This window comes from Stenotrophomonas sp. 96582_Sma, from assembly GCF_056480905.1.
Genome location: NZ_CM151122.1, coordinates 3,185,066 through 3,201,836, shown reverse-complemented (window position 1 = coordinate 3,201,836; position 16,771 = coordinate 3,185,066). Strand labels below are relative to the sequence as shown.

At 66.3% G+C, this 16,771-nt stretch carries 10 protein-coding genes and 1 pseudogene; 5 read left to right on the top strand and 6 right to left on the bottom strand.

Translation table 11 applies throughout. The annotated features are described in order from the left end of the window. The first annotated feature begins 98 nt into the window (after window positions 1-98). From ACZK2R_RS14925 to ACZK2R_RS14905, 5 genes and pseudogenes are all read left to right on the top strand, one after another. Window positions 99-1,527 (top strand): annotated as a pseudogene (locus ACZK2R_RS14925) (replicative DNA helicase). Between the two features lie 173 nt (window positions 1,528-1,700). Beyond that, window positions 1,701-3,944, top strand: a complete 2,244-nt coding sequence (locus tag ACZK2R_RS14920; RefSeq protein WP_180837510.1) for a TonB-dependent receptor family protein — start codon at window positions 1,701-1,703, stop codon at window positions 3,942-3,944. Next, window positions 3,944-5,533, top strand: coding sequence for an alkaline phosphatase D family protein (locus ACZK2R_RS14915; RefSeq protein ID WP_180837511.1), 1,590 nt, complete (start codon window positions 3,944-3,946; stop codon window positions 5,531-5,533). The genes ACZK2R_RS14920 and ACZK2R_RS14915 overlap by 1 nt, the downstream gene beginning before the upstream one ends. A gap of 167 nt (window positions 5,534-5,700) precedes the next feature. After that, window positions 5,701-5,913 (top strand): hypothetical protein, encoded by a 213-nt coding sequence (locus tag ACZK2R_RS14910; RefSeq protein WP_010486834.1) that lies wholly within the window; start codon window positions 5,701-5,703, stop codon window positions 5,911-5,913. Next, on the top strand, window positions 5,910-6,158 hold the full coding sequence (locus tag ACZK2R_RS14905; RefSeq protein WP_125892138.1) for a hypothetical protein: 249 nt from the start codon (window positions 5,910-5,912) through the stop codon (window positions 6,156-6,158). Before ACZK2R_RS14910 ends, ACZK2R_RS14905 begins: the two co-directional genes overlap by 4 nt. Before the next feature lie 149 nt (window positions 6,159-6,307). Here ACZK2R_RS14905 and lpdA read toward each other — a convergent pair whose 3' ends face one another. From lpdA to purB, 6 genes are all read right to left on the bottom strand, one after another. Then, window positions 6,308-7,744, bottom strand: a complete 1,437-nt coding sequence (lpdA, locus tag ACZK2R_RS14900; protein WP_008264626.1) for a dihydrolipoyl dehydrogenase — start codon at window positions 7,742-7,744, stop codon at window positions 6,308-6,310. Between the two features lie 63 nt (window positions 7,745-7,807). Beyond that, entirely contained in the window at window positions 7,808-9,007 is a 1,200-nt protein-coding gene (gene sucB, locus ACZK2R_RS14895) for a dihydrolipoyllysine-residue succinyltransferase (RefSeq protein WP_032129627.1), read from the bottom strand. A gap of 40 nt (window positions 9,008-9,047) precedes the next feature. After that, the gene (locus ACZK2R_RS14890; protein WP_180837512.1) at window positions 9,048-11,879 is read right to left on the bottom strand and encodes a 2-oxoglutarate dehydrogenase E1 component; all 2,832 of its coding nucleotides are present in this window, start codon (window positions 11,877-11,879) and stop codon (window positions 9,048-9,050) included. 186 nt (window positions 11,880-12,065) lie between these two features. Then, complete coding sequence (locus tag ACZK2R_RS14885; RefSeq protein WP_180837513.1) at window positions 12,066-12,962, bottom strand: GNAT family N-acetyltransferase; 897 nt, start codon at window positions 12,960-12,962, stop codon at window positions 12,066-12,068. A 9-nt stretch (window positions 12,963-12,971) separates the two neighbouring features. After that, window positions 12,972-14,384 (bottom strand): ribosomal protein uL16 3-hydroxylase, encoded by a 1,413-nt coding sequence (locus ACZK2R_RS14880; RefSeq protein ID WP_125892134.1) that lies wholly within the window; start codon window positions 14,382-14,384, stop codon window positions 12,972-12,974. Between the two features lie 732 nt (window positions 14,385-15,116). Further along, window positions 15,117-16,484, bottom strand: a complete 1,368-nt coding sequence (gene purB / locus ACZK2R_RS14875) for an adenylosuccinate lyase (protein ID WP_125892132.1) — start codon at window positions 16,482-16,484, stop codon at window positions 15,117-15,119. Window positions 16,485-16,771 lie beyond the last annotated feature (287 nt).

Genomic DNA, 16,771 nt, shown 5'->3' with positions numbered 1-16,771 from the left:
CCCGTTTCTCCACGGCTTATCCACAGGCTTGTCCATGGCCGCCGGGGTCGGCGCATGCCTACACTCGTCCGGCCCACTTTCGCAGGAAACACCGCAGCATGTCCGCTCGCCCCGGCTTCCGTTCCAACCGCAGAGAGCGCGGTGATGGCTTCGATCGCGATCGCGACGAGTCGCGCATCGACCAGTTGCGGGTACCGCCCCATTCGGTGGAAGCCGAGCAGGCGGTGCTGGGTGGCCTGATGCTGGCCCCTGAGGCCTATGACCGGGTCAATGACCAGCTGACCGAAGGCGATTTCTACCGCCGCGACCACCAGATGATCTATCGCGCGATCCGTGAGCTGTCCGAGCGCGAGCGGCCGTTCGATGCGGTGACCCTGGGCGAGTGGTTCGAATCGCAGGGCAAGATGGAACTGGTGGGCGATGGTGCCTACCTGATCGAACTGGCCAGTACCACGCCGTCGGCGGCCAACATCGTGGCCTACGCCGAGATCGTGCGTGACAAGGCGGTGCTGCGGCAGCTGATCCAGGTGGGTACCGACATCGTCAACGACGGTTTCCAGCCCGAGGGACGAGAGCAGCGAGCTGCTGGCCTCGGCGGAAAAGAGCGTGTTCGCCATCGCCGAACAGGGCGCACGCGGCCGTACCGATTTCGTGGCGATGCCCGGTGCATTGAAGGATGCCTTCGAAGAGCTGCGCAGCCGCTTCGAGAACGGCGGCAACATCACCGGCCTGCCGACCGGCTACAACGATTTCGATGCGATGACCTCCGGCCTGCAGCCGACCGACCTGATCATCCTTGCCGCGCGCCCGGCCATGGGCAAGACCACCTTCGCACTGAACATCGCCGAGTACGCGGCGATCAAGTCGAAGAAGGGCGTGGCGGTGTTCTCGATGGAAATGTCGGCATCGCAGCTGGCGATGCGCCTGATTTCCTCCAACGGCCGCATCAACGCGCAGCGCCTGCGTACCGGCCAGCTGGAAGACGAGGACTGGAGCCGCGTCACCAGCGCGATCAAGATGCTGAAGGAAACCAAGATCTTCATCGACGACACGCCTGGCGTGTCGCCGGAAGTGCTGCGTTCCAAGTGCCGCCGCCTCAAGCGCGAGCATGATCTGGGCCTGGTGGTGATCGACTACCTGCAGCTGATGAGCGTGCCGGGCAACAGCGAAAACCGCGCGACCGAAATCTCGGAGATCTCGCGTTCGCTGAAGGGCCTGGCCAAGGAACTGCACGTGCCGGTGATCGCGCTGTCGCAGCTCAACCGCTCGCTGGAAACGCGTACCGACAAGCGCCCGGTGATGGCCGATCTTCGCGAATCGGGCGCAATCGAGCAGGATGCGGACATGATCGTCTTCATCTACCGCGATGATTACTACAACAAGGAAAATTCGCCGGACAAGGGCCTGGCCGAGATCATCATCGGCAAGCACCGTGGCGGCCCGACCGGGTCGTGCAAGCTGAAGTTCTTCGGCGAGTACACCCGCTTCGACAACCTGGCCCACGACTCGGTCGGTTCATTCGAATAACCGTAGTGCCGGCCGCTGGCCGGCAACCACCCCACGGCTGGCAAACCATTCGAAACGCCAAACGTCCGTATGTGGCGTGTAAATGACATGTAACGCGACGCTTCTACGATTCCGCCGCTGCTGCCCTTCGACGCCGCCCTTCGGCGTCCAGCGTGCCCAAGGAATCCGCCCCCATGCCGTCCCACGCTCCGCTCCGCCGCAATCTGCTGGCCCTGCTGGTCTGTGCTTCGCTGCCGTTGCTGGCTGTCGCTGAAACCGCCCCCGCCACCGACGCGCAGTCGGCCACCACCCTCGATTCGGTCTCGGTGATCGGCCGCGGTGAAGCGCGCCAGGTGCAGCGCGTAACCGCCGAGGACATGAAGGTGCTGCCGCCGGGTGCCAATCCGCTGAAGCTGCTTGCGACCAAGCCGGGCGTGCATTTCGAATCGGCCGATGCCACCGGCGCCTACGAATGGTCCACCACCATCAGCCTGCGTGGCTTCAACCAGAACCGCCTGGGCTACACCCTTGATGGCATCCCGCTGGGCAACATGGCCTATGGCAACAGCAACGGCCTGCATATCAGCCGCGCGGTGATCAGCGAGAACCTGGGCGGTGCGGAGGTCTCCACCGGCATAGGCGCACTGGGTACGCCGTCCACCAGCAACCTCGGCGGCGTGTTCCAGTTCTACTCGATCGATCCGTCCACCGAGTATGGAGTCGTGCTGGCACAGAGCTTTGGTAGTGACAGCGCACGCCGCAGCTATGCACGCCTCGATACCGGCGAGCACCAGGGCTTTGCCGCCTACCTGTCCGGCGTGTATTCGGAAGGTGACAAGTGGAAGGGCAAGGGCTCGCAGGAGCTGAAGCAGTTCAACGGCAAGGCCACCTACAACTTCGGAACGGACAGCAGGATCACCGCGCTGTTCAACGCCTCGCGCCGCGTCGAGGCCGATTACCAGGATCTGTCGCTGGAAATGATCGATCGCCTCGGCTGGGACTGGGACAACTACGCGCCGGACTGGGATCGCGCCGTCGCCGCCGCACGCGGCAAGTTCAGCGGCGGCGTCAACAGCCCGTGGGATGCGTACTACTCCGGCCACGGCCTGCGCAACGATGACCTGTCCAGCATTGCCGGTGATTTCGGCCTGAACGAGTCGATGCGCTTGAAGGTCAATGTCTACAACCACAGCAACCGTGGCCAGGGCCACTGGTTCAGCCCGTCCAATCCGTCCAACCCGGGCACCAGCCGCGAGATTCCGATCTCGGTCCGCACCACCGAGTACGCGATCGACCGTACCGGCGTGACCTCGGCGTTCACCTGGAACGTCGGTGGCCACGAACTGGAAGCGGGCCTCTGGTACGAGGACAACGGCCACAGCGTGCAGCGCAACTTCTACTACATCGACGGCCCGATCACCGACGACTTCTTCCTGCGCAACCCGGACCAGCGCGTGTGGCACCAGCGCTACACCACCATCACCCGCCAGTTCTACGTGCAGGACCGCTTCCGCCTGTTCGATGATCGCCTGACCATCGACATCGGTGCGAAGTCGCCGCACACCCGTACCAGCGTGCGCACCCCGCTGGGCAGCTACGCCAACAACAGCAGTCTGACATCGAAGAAGGGGCTGCTGCCGCAGGCCGGCTTCAACTTCAAGCTCAACGAAGGCAACGAGATCTTCGGTTCGTTCGCCAAAAACGTCGCCGCCTATGCGCTGGGCGTGGGCAGCCCGTTCAATGTGCCGCAGGCCGCCTTCGATGCCAGCGCGAAGAACCTGAAGCCGGAACAGTCGCGCACCATCGAGCTGGGTTGGCGTGGCTACGGCCGCGGCTATGAAGCCTCGGTGGCGGTGTACGACGTCAAGTTCGACAACCGCCTGCTGGCCATCGCGCAGTGCGTGGGCATCCTCGGTTGCCCGGCACTGTTCTCCAACGTCGGTTCTGTGACCAGCCGCGGCGCCGAGGCGACCCTGCAGCTGAAGCCGATGCAGGACCTGACCTGGTCCAATGCGCTGTCCTGGAATGACAGCACCTACGACAACGACTACGTGAACAACGGCGTGGTGCCGACCCGCGGCAAGACGACCGTCGACACCCCGGAATGGATGTTCGCCAGCACCCTGGCGTGGACCCCGGGCCCGTGGGACCTGCGCCTGGCCGCCAACCATGTCGGCAAGCGCTATGTGACCTATACCAACGATGTGTCGGTGCCGAGCTACTGGCTGGTCAACGCCTCGGCGGCCTATGACTTCGGCAAGCTCGGCCCGGCGCAGAACCTGACCGTAGCGCTGAACCTGACCAACCTGACCGACAAGCGCTACCTGTCCTCGATCAACACCAACGGTACCTACGCCGCTGACCCGACCCGCAGCCTGGCGACCATGCAGGTCGGCGCGCCGCGCCAGGTGATGGCCACCGCTACCGTGCGCTTCTGATGCGCGGGCCTGTCGATCCGGAAAGCCGTCGTCGCCTGCTGCGCATGGCGTGGCAGGGCACGGGGGCGGCGATCGCGCTGGCGGCGATGCCGGGGCTGGCCACGGCCGGCCCACGGCCGCGGCTGGGGCGCGATCCGTTCACCCTCGGTGTCGCCGCCGGTGATCCGGATCCACAGGGGGCCGTATTGTGGACGCGGCTGGCACCGGACCCGCTCAATGGCGGCGGCATGCCGTCGCGGGCGGTGCCGGTGCGCTGGTTCGTGGCCGAGGACCCGGGCATGCGCCGGCTGGTGCAGCGGGGGACTGCGGCCGCGGTGCCCGAGCTGGCGCATTCGGTGCACGTGGAGGTCAACGGCCTGCGCCCAGGCCGCGACTACTACTACCGTTTCGCCTGCGACGGCGATGAGGAAAGCGCGGTCGGCCACTTCCGCACCGCGCCGCCGCTGGACACGCAACTGCAGCAGCTTCGGTTGGCCCTGTGCACCTGCCAGGCCTGGAACAGCGGCTACTACCCGGTCCTGCGCGATATCGCGCAGAGCGATGTCGACCTGGTGCTGCATGCCGGGGACTACCTGTACGAATACAGCCCGCTGCAGAACGCGCGTGGTCTTGCGCTGGATGCGCAACGCTTCAGTGGCGAGACCGTCAGCCTGGAGCGCTACCGTGACCAGTACGCGCTGTACAAGCTCGATCCGGATCTGCAGGCCGCGCATGCCGCACACGCGTTCGCGGTGATCTGGGACGACCATGAAGTACAGAATGATTACTCCGGCATCCACCCGGAAAAACCCGGCGTATCAACGGAGGACTTCATCATCCGCCGCGCCGCCGCCTACCGCGCGTTCTACGAGCATCTGCCGATGCGCAGCACACCTGCGGGCAACGGCGGCCTGCGCGTGCATCGGCGCCTGCGTTACGGCGATCTGGCACAGCTGACCCTGCTCGATTGCCGCCAGTTCCGCCCGGCCAATCCCTGTGGCGTGGGCGAGTCGCCACGCTGTGATGCTGCACTGGATCCGCGCATGAGCATGCTCGGCACGGGCCAGGAGGCGTGGTTCGCGCAGTCGATGGCGGCCGCGCAGGGCACGCGCTGGAACGTGGTGGTGCAGCAGTTGCTGATGGCGCAGCTGCGGCTGGACGGTGGCACGCCACGCGAGCGCTTCTGGAATGACGCCTGGGATGGCTATCCCGCCGCACGTAACCGGCTGCTGCAGGCGATGCAGGCAGGCGGGCAGGGCAATGCCATCGTGCTGGGCGGCGACTGGCATTCCACCTTCGTCAACGACCTGAAGCTGGATTTCGACGCGGCCAGTGCGCCGGTCGTAGCCACCGAATTCATCGCTCCGGCGATCAGCAGTGGCGGCGACGACACGCCATACGGGCCGTACTACGGGCCGTCGATACCGCAGAACCCGCATATCCGTTACTTCGACGGTGACCGCCGTGGCTGGTGGAAGCTGCAGCTGAACCGGCAGACCGTGGACGCGGAACTGCGCTTCGCCGACAGCGTGCTGCGTGCGGACGCTGCGGTGCGCACCGCGGCGCGTTTCCAGGTGACCCACGGCCGCCCGGGCGCGGTCCCGGTGTAAATCCCTGCGGTAGTGCCGGCCGCTGGCCGGCAACCTGATCAATCTCCGGTTTCCCCACCACCGGTTTCATCGCCCCCAGCCCGGTTTTGTCGCAAACCGTTTGCCGGCGGTGGGGCGGGGCGCCAAGGTGTCCGCAGGCGGCAGGGTGCCGCCCCAAGGAGACCGTGATGAAGACCCTGTTCGCGCTCGGTGTGTGGTGCCTGCTGTTCGTGCTGTGCTGGCCGCTGGCGATCCTCGCCCTGATCGCCTGGCCGTTCGTGTGGCTGCTGAGCCTGCCGTTCCGCCTGGTCGGCATCACGTTCTCGGCCCTGTTCGCGTTCCTGCGCGCGCTGTTCATGCTGCCGGCGCGCCTGCTCGGTGGCCGAGCGGTGGCTGCATGAGGACGGTGCTGCTGGTGGCGCTGGCATTGCTCGCGGGGCCGGCACTGGCCACACCTCCAGCGCCACCGTCGGTGTGGCTGGAACGCCAGCAGACTGCTGCGGCTGACGAGGCGAATGCTGCCGCGGTCTCTGTGCAGAAAGCCAAGGAGCGCTGCAGGGTCGCGAAGGAATGGAAGGTCGGTGAAACCGTGGTCCAGCACCGCATCTGTGACGATCCGCCGAAGAAGCCGGCTGGAAAGGTGTAGTGCCGAGCCGATACTCGGCTGCTTTTCCCGGGATAGCCGAGCGTGGGCTCGGTTCTACATCATCAACGCCAACAAAAAACCCCGCCGAGGCGGGGTTTTTTGTCTGCAGGCGCGTGCCGACCAACGGTCGGCACCTACCCGGATGCAGATCAGTTCGCCTTGTGGATGGCGCGCTTGCTGACCGCCATCGCGGCGTCGTGGATCACTTCCGACAGCGACGGGTGAGCGTGGCAGATGCGGGCCAGGTCATCGGCCGAGCCGCTGAACTCCATGGTCAGCACACCTTCGTGCACCAGCTCGGAGACGTTGGCGCCGACCAGGTGCATGCCGAGGATGCGATCGGTTTCAGCATGGGCCAGGATCTTCACGAAGCCGGCCGGCTCGATCATCGCCACGGCACGGCCGTTGGCGGCGAACGGGAAGCTGCCGGCCTTGTACGGAATGCCTTCGGCCTTCAGCTGAGCTTCGGTCTTGCCGACCCAGGCCAGTTCCGGCTCGGTGTAGATGACCCACGGGATGGTGTCGAAGTTGACGTGGCCCGGCAGGCCGGCGATCAGCTCAGCCACCGCGATGCCTTCCTCGAAGCCCTTGTGCGCCAGCATCGGGCCACGCACGCAGTCGCCGACCGCCCACACGCCGTTGACGCCGGTGTGGCAGTGCGCGTCGACTTCGATCTGGCCGCGCTCGTTGATCTTGACGCCGGTGCCTTCGGCCAGCAGGCCCTTGGTGGCGGCGCGACGGCCAACGGCCACCAGCAGCTTGTCCACGGTCAGGGTCTTTTCGCCTTCGCTGTCGGTGTAGGTGACAACGACTTCCTTCTTCTTGCCCTTGCCGGTGATCTCGGTCTTGGAGACCTTGGCGCCGAGGCGGATGTCCAGGCCCTGCTTCTTGAATTCCTTGGCAGCGGTCTTGGCCACTTCGGCGTCGGCCACGGCCAGGAACTCCGGCAGTGCTTCCAGGATGGTGACTTCAGCGCCCAGGCGCTTCCACACGCTGCCCAGTTCCAGGCCGATCACGCCGGCGCCGATCACCGCCAGGCGGTTCGGCACTTCGGTGAAGTCCAGGCCGCCGACGTTGTCGACGATGGTCTCGCCGTCGAACTTGGCGAACGGCAGTTCGATCGAATCCGAACCGGCGGCGATGATGACGTTGGTGCCCTTCAGCTCGACGATGGAACCGTCATGCTGGGTGACCTTGACCACGTTGCCCGGCTGCAGTTCGCCGAAGCCGTAGTAGGCGGCGACCTTGTTGGCCTTGAACAGCATGCCGATGCCGCCGGTGAACTGCTTGACGATCTTGTCCTTGCGGCCAACCATCGCCTCGACGTCGATCTTGGCATCCTTGAAGCTGATGCCGTGGTCGCCAAAGATGTGGCCCATGTTCCAGAACTGGCGCGAGGAATCCAGCAGCGCCTTGGACGGGATGCAGCCCACGCGCAGGCAGGTGCCGCCCAGCGCCGGCTTGCCGTCCTTGCCCAGCGCTGCGTCGATGCAGGCGGTCTTCAGGCCCAGCTGGGCCGCGCGGATGGCAGCGTGGTAACCGGCCGGGCCGGCACCGATGACGACGACGTCGAATTGTTCAGCCATTGAATTATTCCTTGATGCATTACCAGAACCCCTCCGCGCGGGCGCGGAGGGGCGTGAGGTGTCTTACAGGCCGAACAGCATGCGGCCCGGGTTTTCCAGCTGGTTCTTGATGTCCACCAGGAACTGCACCGAGTCCTTGCCGTCGATGATGCGGTGGTCGTACGACAGCGCCAGGTACATCATCGGCGCGATCACGACCTGGCCGTTCTGGGCGATCGGACGCTCCTTGATGGCATGCATGCCCAGGATGGCGCTCTGCGGCGGGTTGATGATCGGGGTCGACAGCAGCGAACCGAAGGTGCCGCCGTTGGTCACGGTGAAGGTGCCGCCCTGCAGTTCTTCCAGGCTCAGCTTGCCATCACGGGCCTTCTTGGCGTAGTCGGCGATGGTCTTCTCGATGTCGGCGAACGACATGCGCTCGACGTTGCGCAGGACCGGCGTGACCAGGCCCTTCTCGGTCGACACGGCGATCGAGATGTCCGAGTAGCCGTGGTAGATGATGTCGTCGCCGTCGATCGAGGCGTTGACCAGCGGGAAGCGCTGCAGGGCATTGGCCGCGGCCTTCACGAAGAAGCTCATGAAGCCCAGCTTGATGCCGTGGGCCTTGACGAACTCGTCCTGCAGTTCCTTGCGCGCCGCCGACACCTTGGAGAGGTCGACTTCGTTGAAGGTGGTCAGCATGGCGGTCGAGTTCTTCGACTCCATCAGGCGCTCGGCGATGCGCTTGCGGATGCGGGTCATCGGCACGCGCTCTTCCGGACGTGCGCCACCGGCCTTGCCGGCGCCGCCGTTGCGGGCGAAGTTGACGATGTCTTCCTTGGTCACCGCGCCGCGACGGCCGGTGCCGTCGACGTCGGCCGGGTTCACGCCTTCGGTGATGGCGGTGAAGCGGGCGCCCGGCGGCAGGGTGTCGGCGGCCGACTTGGCAGCCGGGGCCGGAGCAGCGGCGGCGGCCGGAGCGGCAGCGGCCGGAGCGGCCTCGGCCTTCTTCTCTTCAGCGGCCGGAGCCGGGGCAGCAGCGACGGCGCCTTCCTCGATGATCGCCACGACCTGGCTGGAGGTCACGGTCGAGCCTTCGGCGAACTTGATTTCCTTGAGCACGCCGTCGACCGGCGACGGCACTTCCAGGACGACCTTGTCGGTTTCCAGGTCAAGCAGGTTTTCGTCGCGCTTGACGGCGTCGCCCACCTTCTTGTGCCAGGTGGCGATGGTGCCGTCGGCGACGGATTCGGGCAGTACCGGGGCTTTGACTTCGGTGGCCATTGCGGGAGCTTCCTGGTTTGTCTTCTAAATAGGGGGAGGATTATTCAGCGAACGTGTCGTTGAACGGGTTGACCAGTGCATCGGCGACCAGCTGCTGCTGTTCGCGGACGTGGTCAGCCATGTGACCGGCAGCCGGCGAAGCCGAACGTGCGCGACCGGCGTAGTGCAGGTTCTGGCCATCGGCCAGGCAGAACTGCAGGTGGTGGCGGATCTGGTACCACGCACCCTGGTTCTGCGGTTCTTCCTGCGTCCACACCACGTCGGTGGCCTTGCCGTACTTCTTCAGTTCGGCAGCCAGCAGCGCACGCGGGAACGGGTACAGCTGCTCCACGCGGATGATCGCCACGTCGTCCTGGCCACGCTTGGTCTGGTCTTCCAGCAGGTCGTAGTAGACCTTGCCCGAGCACAGCACCACGCGCTTGACCTTCTTGGCGTCCGCGTTGGCGTCGCCGATCAGGTGCTGGAACTCGCCGTTGGCCAGCTCGTCCAGGGTCGACACGGCCAGCTTGTGGCGCAGCAGCGACTTCGGCGACATCACCACCAGCGGCTTGCGGGTGGTCAGGTGCTGCTGGCGACGCAGCATGTGGAAGGCCTGTGCCGGGGTCGACGGCACCACCACCAGCATGTTCTCCAGCGCGCACAGCTGCAGGAAGCGCTCCAGGCGCGCCGAGCTGTGTTCCGGGCCTTGCCCTTCATAACCATGCGGCAGCAGCAGGGTCAGGCCGGAGATGCGGCCCCACTTGGCTTCACCGGCGGCGATGAACTGGTCGATGACGACCTGGGCACCGTTGGCGAAGTCGCCGAACTGGCCTTCCCAGATGCACAGCGTGTTCGGATCGGTGGTGGAGAAGCCGTACTCGTAGGCCATCACCGCTTCTTCGCTCAGCAGCGAATCGATGACGGTGGCCTTCTCCGGCGAATCCACCAGCTGCCGCAGCGGCATGTAGTAGTTGTCGGTCTTCTGGTCGTGCAGGATCGCGTGGCGGTGCGTGAACGTACCGCGACCCACGTCCTGGCCGACCAGGCGCAGGGCACTGCCTTCGTCGAGCAGGGTGGCGTAGGCCAGGTTCTCGGCAAAGCCCCAGTCGCCCGGGATCTCGCCAGCGGCCATCTTGCGGCGGTCGTCGTAGACCTTGGCCACGCGCGAGTGCAGTTGCACTTCGTCCGGAATGGTGTTGATCAGCTTGGCCAGCTCGACCAGCTTGTTCTTCTCGACCTTGGTCGAGATCGGGTCGGACAGCTTGCCTTCCAGCAGCTTCGGCCAATCGACGAACAGCGGGCTGGTCGGCGGGGTCTTCTCGACCTTGGCCAGCTCGGTGGTCACTTCACCGGCATCCAGCTTCTCGCGGTACGCATCGACCATCGCCTTGCCGGCACCGGCGGCGATCACGCCCGCTTTTTCCAGCTGCTCGGCGTACATCTCGCGGGTGGTGGCGTGCTTGCGGATCACCTGGTACATCAGCGGCTGGGTGATCGCCGGTTCGTCGGCCTCGTTGTGGCCCCAGCGGCGGTAGCACATCAGGTCGATGACCACGTCCTTGGCGAACTTCTGGCGGAACTCGAAGGCCAGCTGCGCGGCGAACACAACGGCTTCCGGATCATCGCCGTTCACGTGCAGCACCGGGGCGGCGATCATCTTCGCCACGTCGGTGGCATAGCGCGTGGAACGCGTGTCCAGCGGGTTGGAGGTGGTGAAGCCGACCTGGTTGTTGACCACGATGTGCACGGTGCCGCCGACGGCGAAGCCGCGGGCCTGCGACATCTGGAACAGTTCCATGACCACGCCCTGGCCGGAGAAGGCCGCGTCGCCGTGGATCAGGATGGGCATGACCTGCTTGCGCGCGGTGTCCTTGCGGCGCTCCTGGCGCGAACGCACGGAACCGGCCACGACCGGGTCAGCGATTTCCAGGTGCGACGGGTTGAACGCCAGCGCCAGGTGCACCGGGCCGCCATCGGTGGCGACGTCGGCCGAGAAGCCCATGTGGTACTTCACGTCACCGGCCGAGGCGTGCTCGTCGTGCTCGAACTTGCCTTCGAATTCGTCGAACAGCTTGCGCGGGTTCTTGCCCAGGGTGTTGACCAGCACGTTCAGGCGGCCGCGGTGGGCCATGCCGATCACCACGTCCTTGACGCCATCCTTGCCGGCGCTGCGGATGATGGTGTCCATCATCGGGATCAGCGAGTCGCCGCCTTCCAGCGAGAAGCGCTTCTGGCCGACGTACTTGGTGTGCAGGTAGCGCTCCAGGCCTTCAGCCGCGGTCAGGCGCTCCAGGGTGCGGCGCTGGGTATCAGCGTCCAGCTGGTAGTTGCCACCGGCCAGTTCCAGCTTCTTGTAGATCCACTGGCGCTGCTCGACCTCGGAGATGTGCATGAACTCCGCACCGATCGAGCCGGTGTAGGTCGCCTTCAGGCGTGCCAGCAGGTCGCGCAGCTTCATGCGCGGCTGGCCACCGACGCCGCCGGTGCTGAACTCGCTGTTGAGGTCGCCATCGGACAGGCTGTGGAACGGCAGGCTCAGGTCCGGGGTGTTGACCGGTGCGGCCAGGCCCAGCGGATCGAGGCGGGCGTCCAGGTGGCCGCGCGAACGGTAGGCAGTGATCAGACGACCGACATTGCGCTCGCGCTCGTCGCCTGCACCGTTGCCGGTACCGGCCTTCAGCGCATCCTTGGCCGCGTCCGCAATGTGGGAGATGACGGCCGAGTGCGGAATGTCACCTGCTTCACGGCCCTTGAAGCCGTCGAAGTAGGTTTTCCATTTGGGATCGACACTATCCGGGGAGACCAGGTACTGCTCGTACAGGTCCTCGACATAGGAGGCGTTGCCGCCGGCGAGTTGCGAAGATTGCGCAAACTGCTTCAGTTGATTGTCCACGATGGAGGGTGTTGATTCGCTTTGTGGGGTATGGCTTCAGAAGGACCCGGCAGGAAGATGAATAGCCCTGCGCGGGCGCGTTCAAACAGCCAAATTGTACCCCCAACCGGACACGAAGGGGCAGCACCAGAGGTATCGCGCGTCCCCCGGTGCCGGTTCCAGACAGGTTGAGTCAGCCCGCTCCGCTCAGATGCCGAGCGCGCGCAGTTCTCTGCAATCACGCGAACGGTCCCAGACGCGCTGCAATTGCTGCTCGAACGGCTGCGAACGTGCCGGCAGCGCGATGCCGGCTTCGCCGTCGAGGCGATGGCCGATCAGACGAAAGTAGAAGTCGCCCGCATCGTTGAGCAGGCAGGCCGAGGCCAGTGCACGGTCGACCGGGTCGGTGACCTCGCGGAACTGGATCACGCTGGGCAGGCGCTGGGCCAGCGCCAGCAGCGGCGTCCCGCTAGAGGCGATCGCGGCGGCGTCGTGCACGATCACCCGCAGCTGCTTGTCGTGGCGGGCGGTGACGAAGCGGCGCAGGGCGGCCTGTACCGGGGGCGCGTCGAGCAGTCCGGGGTCCAGCTGGCGGCTGTGCAGCCACAGCTGCCGACGGGCGCGGTGGATGATGGCCGTGGTGGTGGCCACCGCCTCGGCGCGGCTGTCGATGGCGCTGGCCGCGCCCAGCCGGCGGCGCATCTGCTGGTGGCCGATGCCGGCCTCCTCGAACACCTCGCCTTCGGGCAGGAAACCCTGGCGGGCATAGAAGTCACGGGCGGGCAGCTGGGCGTGCAGATGCAGCTCGGCCAGGCCGAGCCGGCGCCCGGCCTCCACCAGTGCTTCCAGCAGGGCCCCGCCGACCCCGTGGCTGCGATGGCTGGCCAGCACCGCCATGCGGCCGATGCGGCCATCCGGGGCCAGCCGGCCCGTGCCGACCGGCTGGTTGTCACTGTCCAGCGCCAGCACATGGGCACTGACCGGGTCCAGCGCATCGCGTTCCAGCTCGGCGGCGATGCCCTGTTCCTGCACGAACACGCGTTGGCGCACCTCGTGGATGGCTGCGTGGGCATCGGCGTGGCTGACCTGCTGGACCCGGATCATGGCGATGGCTCAGGCCCGGCCGGCGCTGTCGTCTTCCTCGTCGTCCTCGAAGTTGACGATGACCTCGATGCCGTCGTCGTGCACGGTCACGGAGTGGACATCGTCGGACACCGCGTCGGCGTCGATCGCATCCACGCGGTCGCGGCCTTCGACGACCTCGCCGAGCGCCACGGCATCCTCGCCGTCGTCCTCGTCTTCGGCCTCGTATACCTCATTCGGGTCGATCAGCTGGAACACCCCGCCGACCAGCAGCTGCTGGACCACGGCACGGCCCTTGTCGGACAGGCCGCGATAAGCGGCGGCGTCCAGCTGTTCGGTGCCAGCCAGGCGCTGCGCGTCCTTCACCGGCAGCGCGAAGTCCTGGCCGCTGACATACAGGCTGGCGCCACGCTTGGCCCGGCGCCAGGCCAGCCGGGCCCACGGGTGGCGCTGCAGCAGCAGGCCCGATGCCAGGGCCTGGACCACTTCTTCCTGTGCCGGTGCGGCCTGGTGGGCCATCACTTCGCCGGCCGCGCGGTAGGTGGTGATGAAGCGGCCGAACCAGTCGCCCAGCTTGTCCGGGTCGTTCATGCGGATGGCGTTGAGCGCGGTGATCACCCGCGCCATCGCCACTGTGTCGATTTCGTTCGGGTCGGCCGGCACCTTCAGGTCGGCATCCTGGTAGCGGATGTTCTCGTCGGCATCGGCGATCAGGGTGTCCAGGTAGTCGCTGATCAGCTCGGCCGAAGACGGCGCGCGCATGCCGAACGAGAATGTCAGGCAGGGATCTTCGGCGACGCCGTGGTGCGGCACGTTCGGCGGCAGGTACAGCATGTCGCCCGGCGCCAGCACCCAGTCGTGGGTCGGCTTGAACACCTTCAGCAGCTTCAGCTCCACGTCGGGGCGGAAGCCCAGCGGCGGCTGCTTGCCCTTGATCGATTCGCTAGCATCGATCTGCCAGCGGCGATGGCCATGGGCCTGCAGCAGGAACACGTCGTACTGGTCGACGTGGGCGCCGACCGAGCCGCCGGTGGCGGCGAAGCTGATCATCACGTCATCCATGCGCCAGCGCGGCAGGAAGCTGAAGTGCTCGATCAGGGCGCGCACGTCCGGGTCCCACTTGTCCACGTCCTGCACCAGCAGGGTCCAGTCGTGGTCGGGCAGGGCGGGGAACACGTCTTCCTGGAATGGACCGGTGCGTACGCGCCAGCCGTCCTGGGTCTTGTCGTGCTCGATCAGGCGTGCCAGCACGCCTTCCTCGCAGGCCAGCCCGGCCAGGTCTTCCGGCTGCACCGGGGTCTGGAAGTTGGGGAAGGCGTTGCGGATCAGCAGCGGGCGTTTCTGCCAGAAGTCGCGCAGGAAGGTGGCCGGCGCCATGCCCAGCGGCTGGCCGGGGCGGGCGGTGACTTCGATCAGGGGGGCGGAGGACTTGCGGGCGGCCATGGGGGAATCCTTGCAGCGGAAAGCGGGAGGGGCGGCGCGGCGGGCCGCCTGAGATCTCCATTGTCCGCCGTTCGCCGGGATTGCGCACGTGCGCGGGTTTGTCGCGGGGTGTCCGGCCAACGGCGGAGCCCCTCGTGGCGGGGTGGTTCAGAATCAAAAGCCGCGCTTGGCCGGGCGGGTGGGCCATGCAGGGGACGCTGCAAGTACGTCCTTGTAAGCTCGATGGCGCCATCCATGGCGCCAACGCCCCTGCATGGCCCACCCGCCCGGCCCCTGACAGTTTCCTGCGCGGCCCGCCACGGAATGGAAGAAGAAGATCAAAGGCAAAAGCGGGTCGCGCGCTGCGCTTGCTCATGCTCCTGTAGAGCCGAGCCCATGCTCGGCTTGCTGTTGGAACAAGCAGCCGAGCATGGGCTCGGCTCTACAATCAGCCAAAAACAACAGAGGGACGCGGCGAAGCCGCGTCCCTCTTTCAAATTCCGTCCCGACAACCCAATGCTCTTCGATCCGTCACCGGGAATCTGTCAGAGGTGGGGCGGGTTGGGTTCGCGGGACCGTTGGCGCCATGGATGGCGCCATCGAGCCCCCAAGGACGGGTTCACGGCGTGTCCCGCGAATCCAACCCGCCCCGCCAAGCACGGCAAAAACCCAGAGCCGCTATTGACGTTGATGTTGCTGTTGCTGTTGCCTGCCGCAGGCAGCGCCCGCGGCCGCCGCCGCAAAGGAAACTCCTTAAATCTTCTTCGCCAGCGACTCGGCCAGGCCGGTGTAGCTGCCCGGGGTCATCTCCAGCAGGCGCTGCTTCGCATCCGCCGGCAGCTCCAGCCCCTGCACGAACGCCCGCATCGACTCGGCGGTGATGCCCTGGCCGCGGGTCAGCGCCTTCAGCTGTTCGTACGGGTTCGGCAGGCCGTGGCGACGCATCACCGTCTGCACGGCCTCGGCCAGCACTTCCCAGGCCGCATCCAGATCGGCATCCAGGCGCTGCGGGTTCACTTCCAGCTTGCCCAGGCCCTTGGCCAGCGAATCCAGCGCCACCTGGCTGTGGCCGAACGCGGTACCCAGTGCACGCAGCACGGTAGAGTCGGTCAGGTCACGCTGCCAGCGGCTGATCGGCAGCTTCGCGCTGAAGTGCTCGAACAGCGCATTGGCAATGCCGAAGTTGCCTTCCGCATTCTCGAAATCGATCGGGTTGACCTTGTGCGGCATCGTCGACGAGCCGACTTCGCCTTCCTTCAGGCGCTGCTTGAAGTAGCCCAGCGAAACATAGCCCCAGATGTCGCGGGCCAGGTCGATCAGGATGATGTTGGCGCGGCGCGCGGCATCGCCGATTTCGGCGATGTTGTCGTGCGGCTCGATCTGCGTGGTGTACGGGTTGAACACCAGGCCCAGGCTGGTCACGAAGCGCTCGGCGAAGGCCGGCCAGTCCACGTCCGGGTAGCTGGCGATGTGGGCGTTGTAGTTGCCCACCGCGCCATTGATCTTGCCGGTCAGTTCGACCGCGGCAATCTGCTTGCGCTGGCGTTCCAGGCGGGCGACCACGTTGGCCAGCTCCTTGCCGAGGGTGGTCGGCGAGGCGGTCTGGCCGTGGGTGCGCGACAGCATCGGCTGGCCGGCCTGGGCGTGGGCCAGGCTGCGCAGGGAGGTGGCGATGCCATCCAGCGTCGGCAGCACCACCTCGCGGCGCGCCTGTTCCAGCATCAGGCCGTAGCTGAGGTTGTTGATGTCTTCGCTGGTGCAGGCGAAATGCACGAATTCCAGCGCCGGGGCCAGCTCGGCGTCGTCCTTCAGCTGTTCCTTGATGAAGTACTCCACCGCCTTGACGTCATGGTTGGTGGTGCGCTCGATCTCCTTCACGCGCGCGGCCTGGACCGGGCTGAAGCTGGCGGCCAGGGCACGCAGACGCGCGATGGCGGCGTCGGAGAACGGGGCCAGTTCGACGATGCCCGGCTCGGCGGCCAGGGCCAGCAACCACTCCACTTCGACCGTGATGCGGGCCTTGATCAGGCCGTACTCGGAGAAGATCGGGCGCAGGGCGTCGACCTTGCCGGCATAGCGGCCATCGAGCGGGGACAGGGCGAGCAGGGCGGAATCGGACATGTCGGCAGGGCTGGGGCGAGCGGCGGGGGCCATATTCTACGACGTGCCGGTGAGGTAGTGCCGGCCGCTGGCCGGCAACCACGCCCGGCCCACGATTCCATGGATTGCTGGCCAGCGGCCGGCACTACCCCTTGCGCGTGCAGATCGGCCCTGCGGATGAAACGATCTGGCCCGCCCTCGTCATCCCACGCTGCGGGCAAGGGAGTATCGTTGGCGCAGCCGCCAGCCCGGGAAGCGACACCCTGCCAGCCGCCGCTTCCCTTTCCCCAACTGAAGTAGTGCGGAGT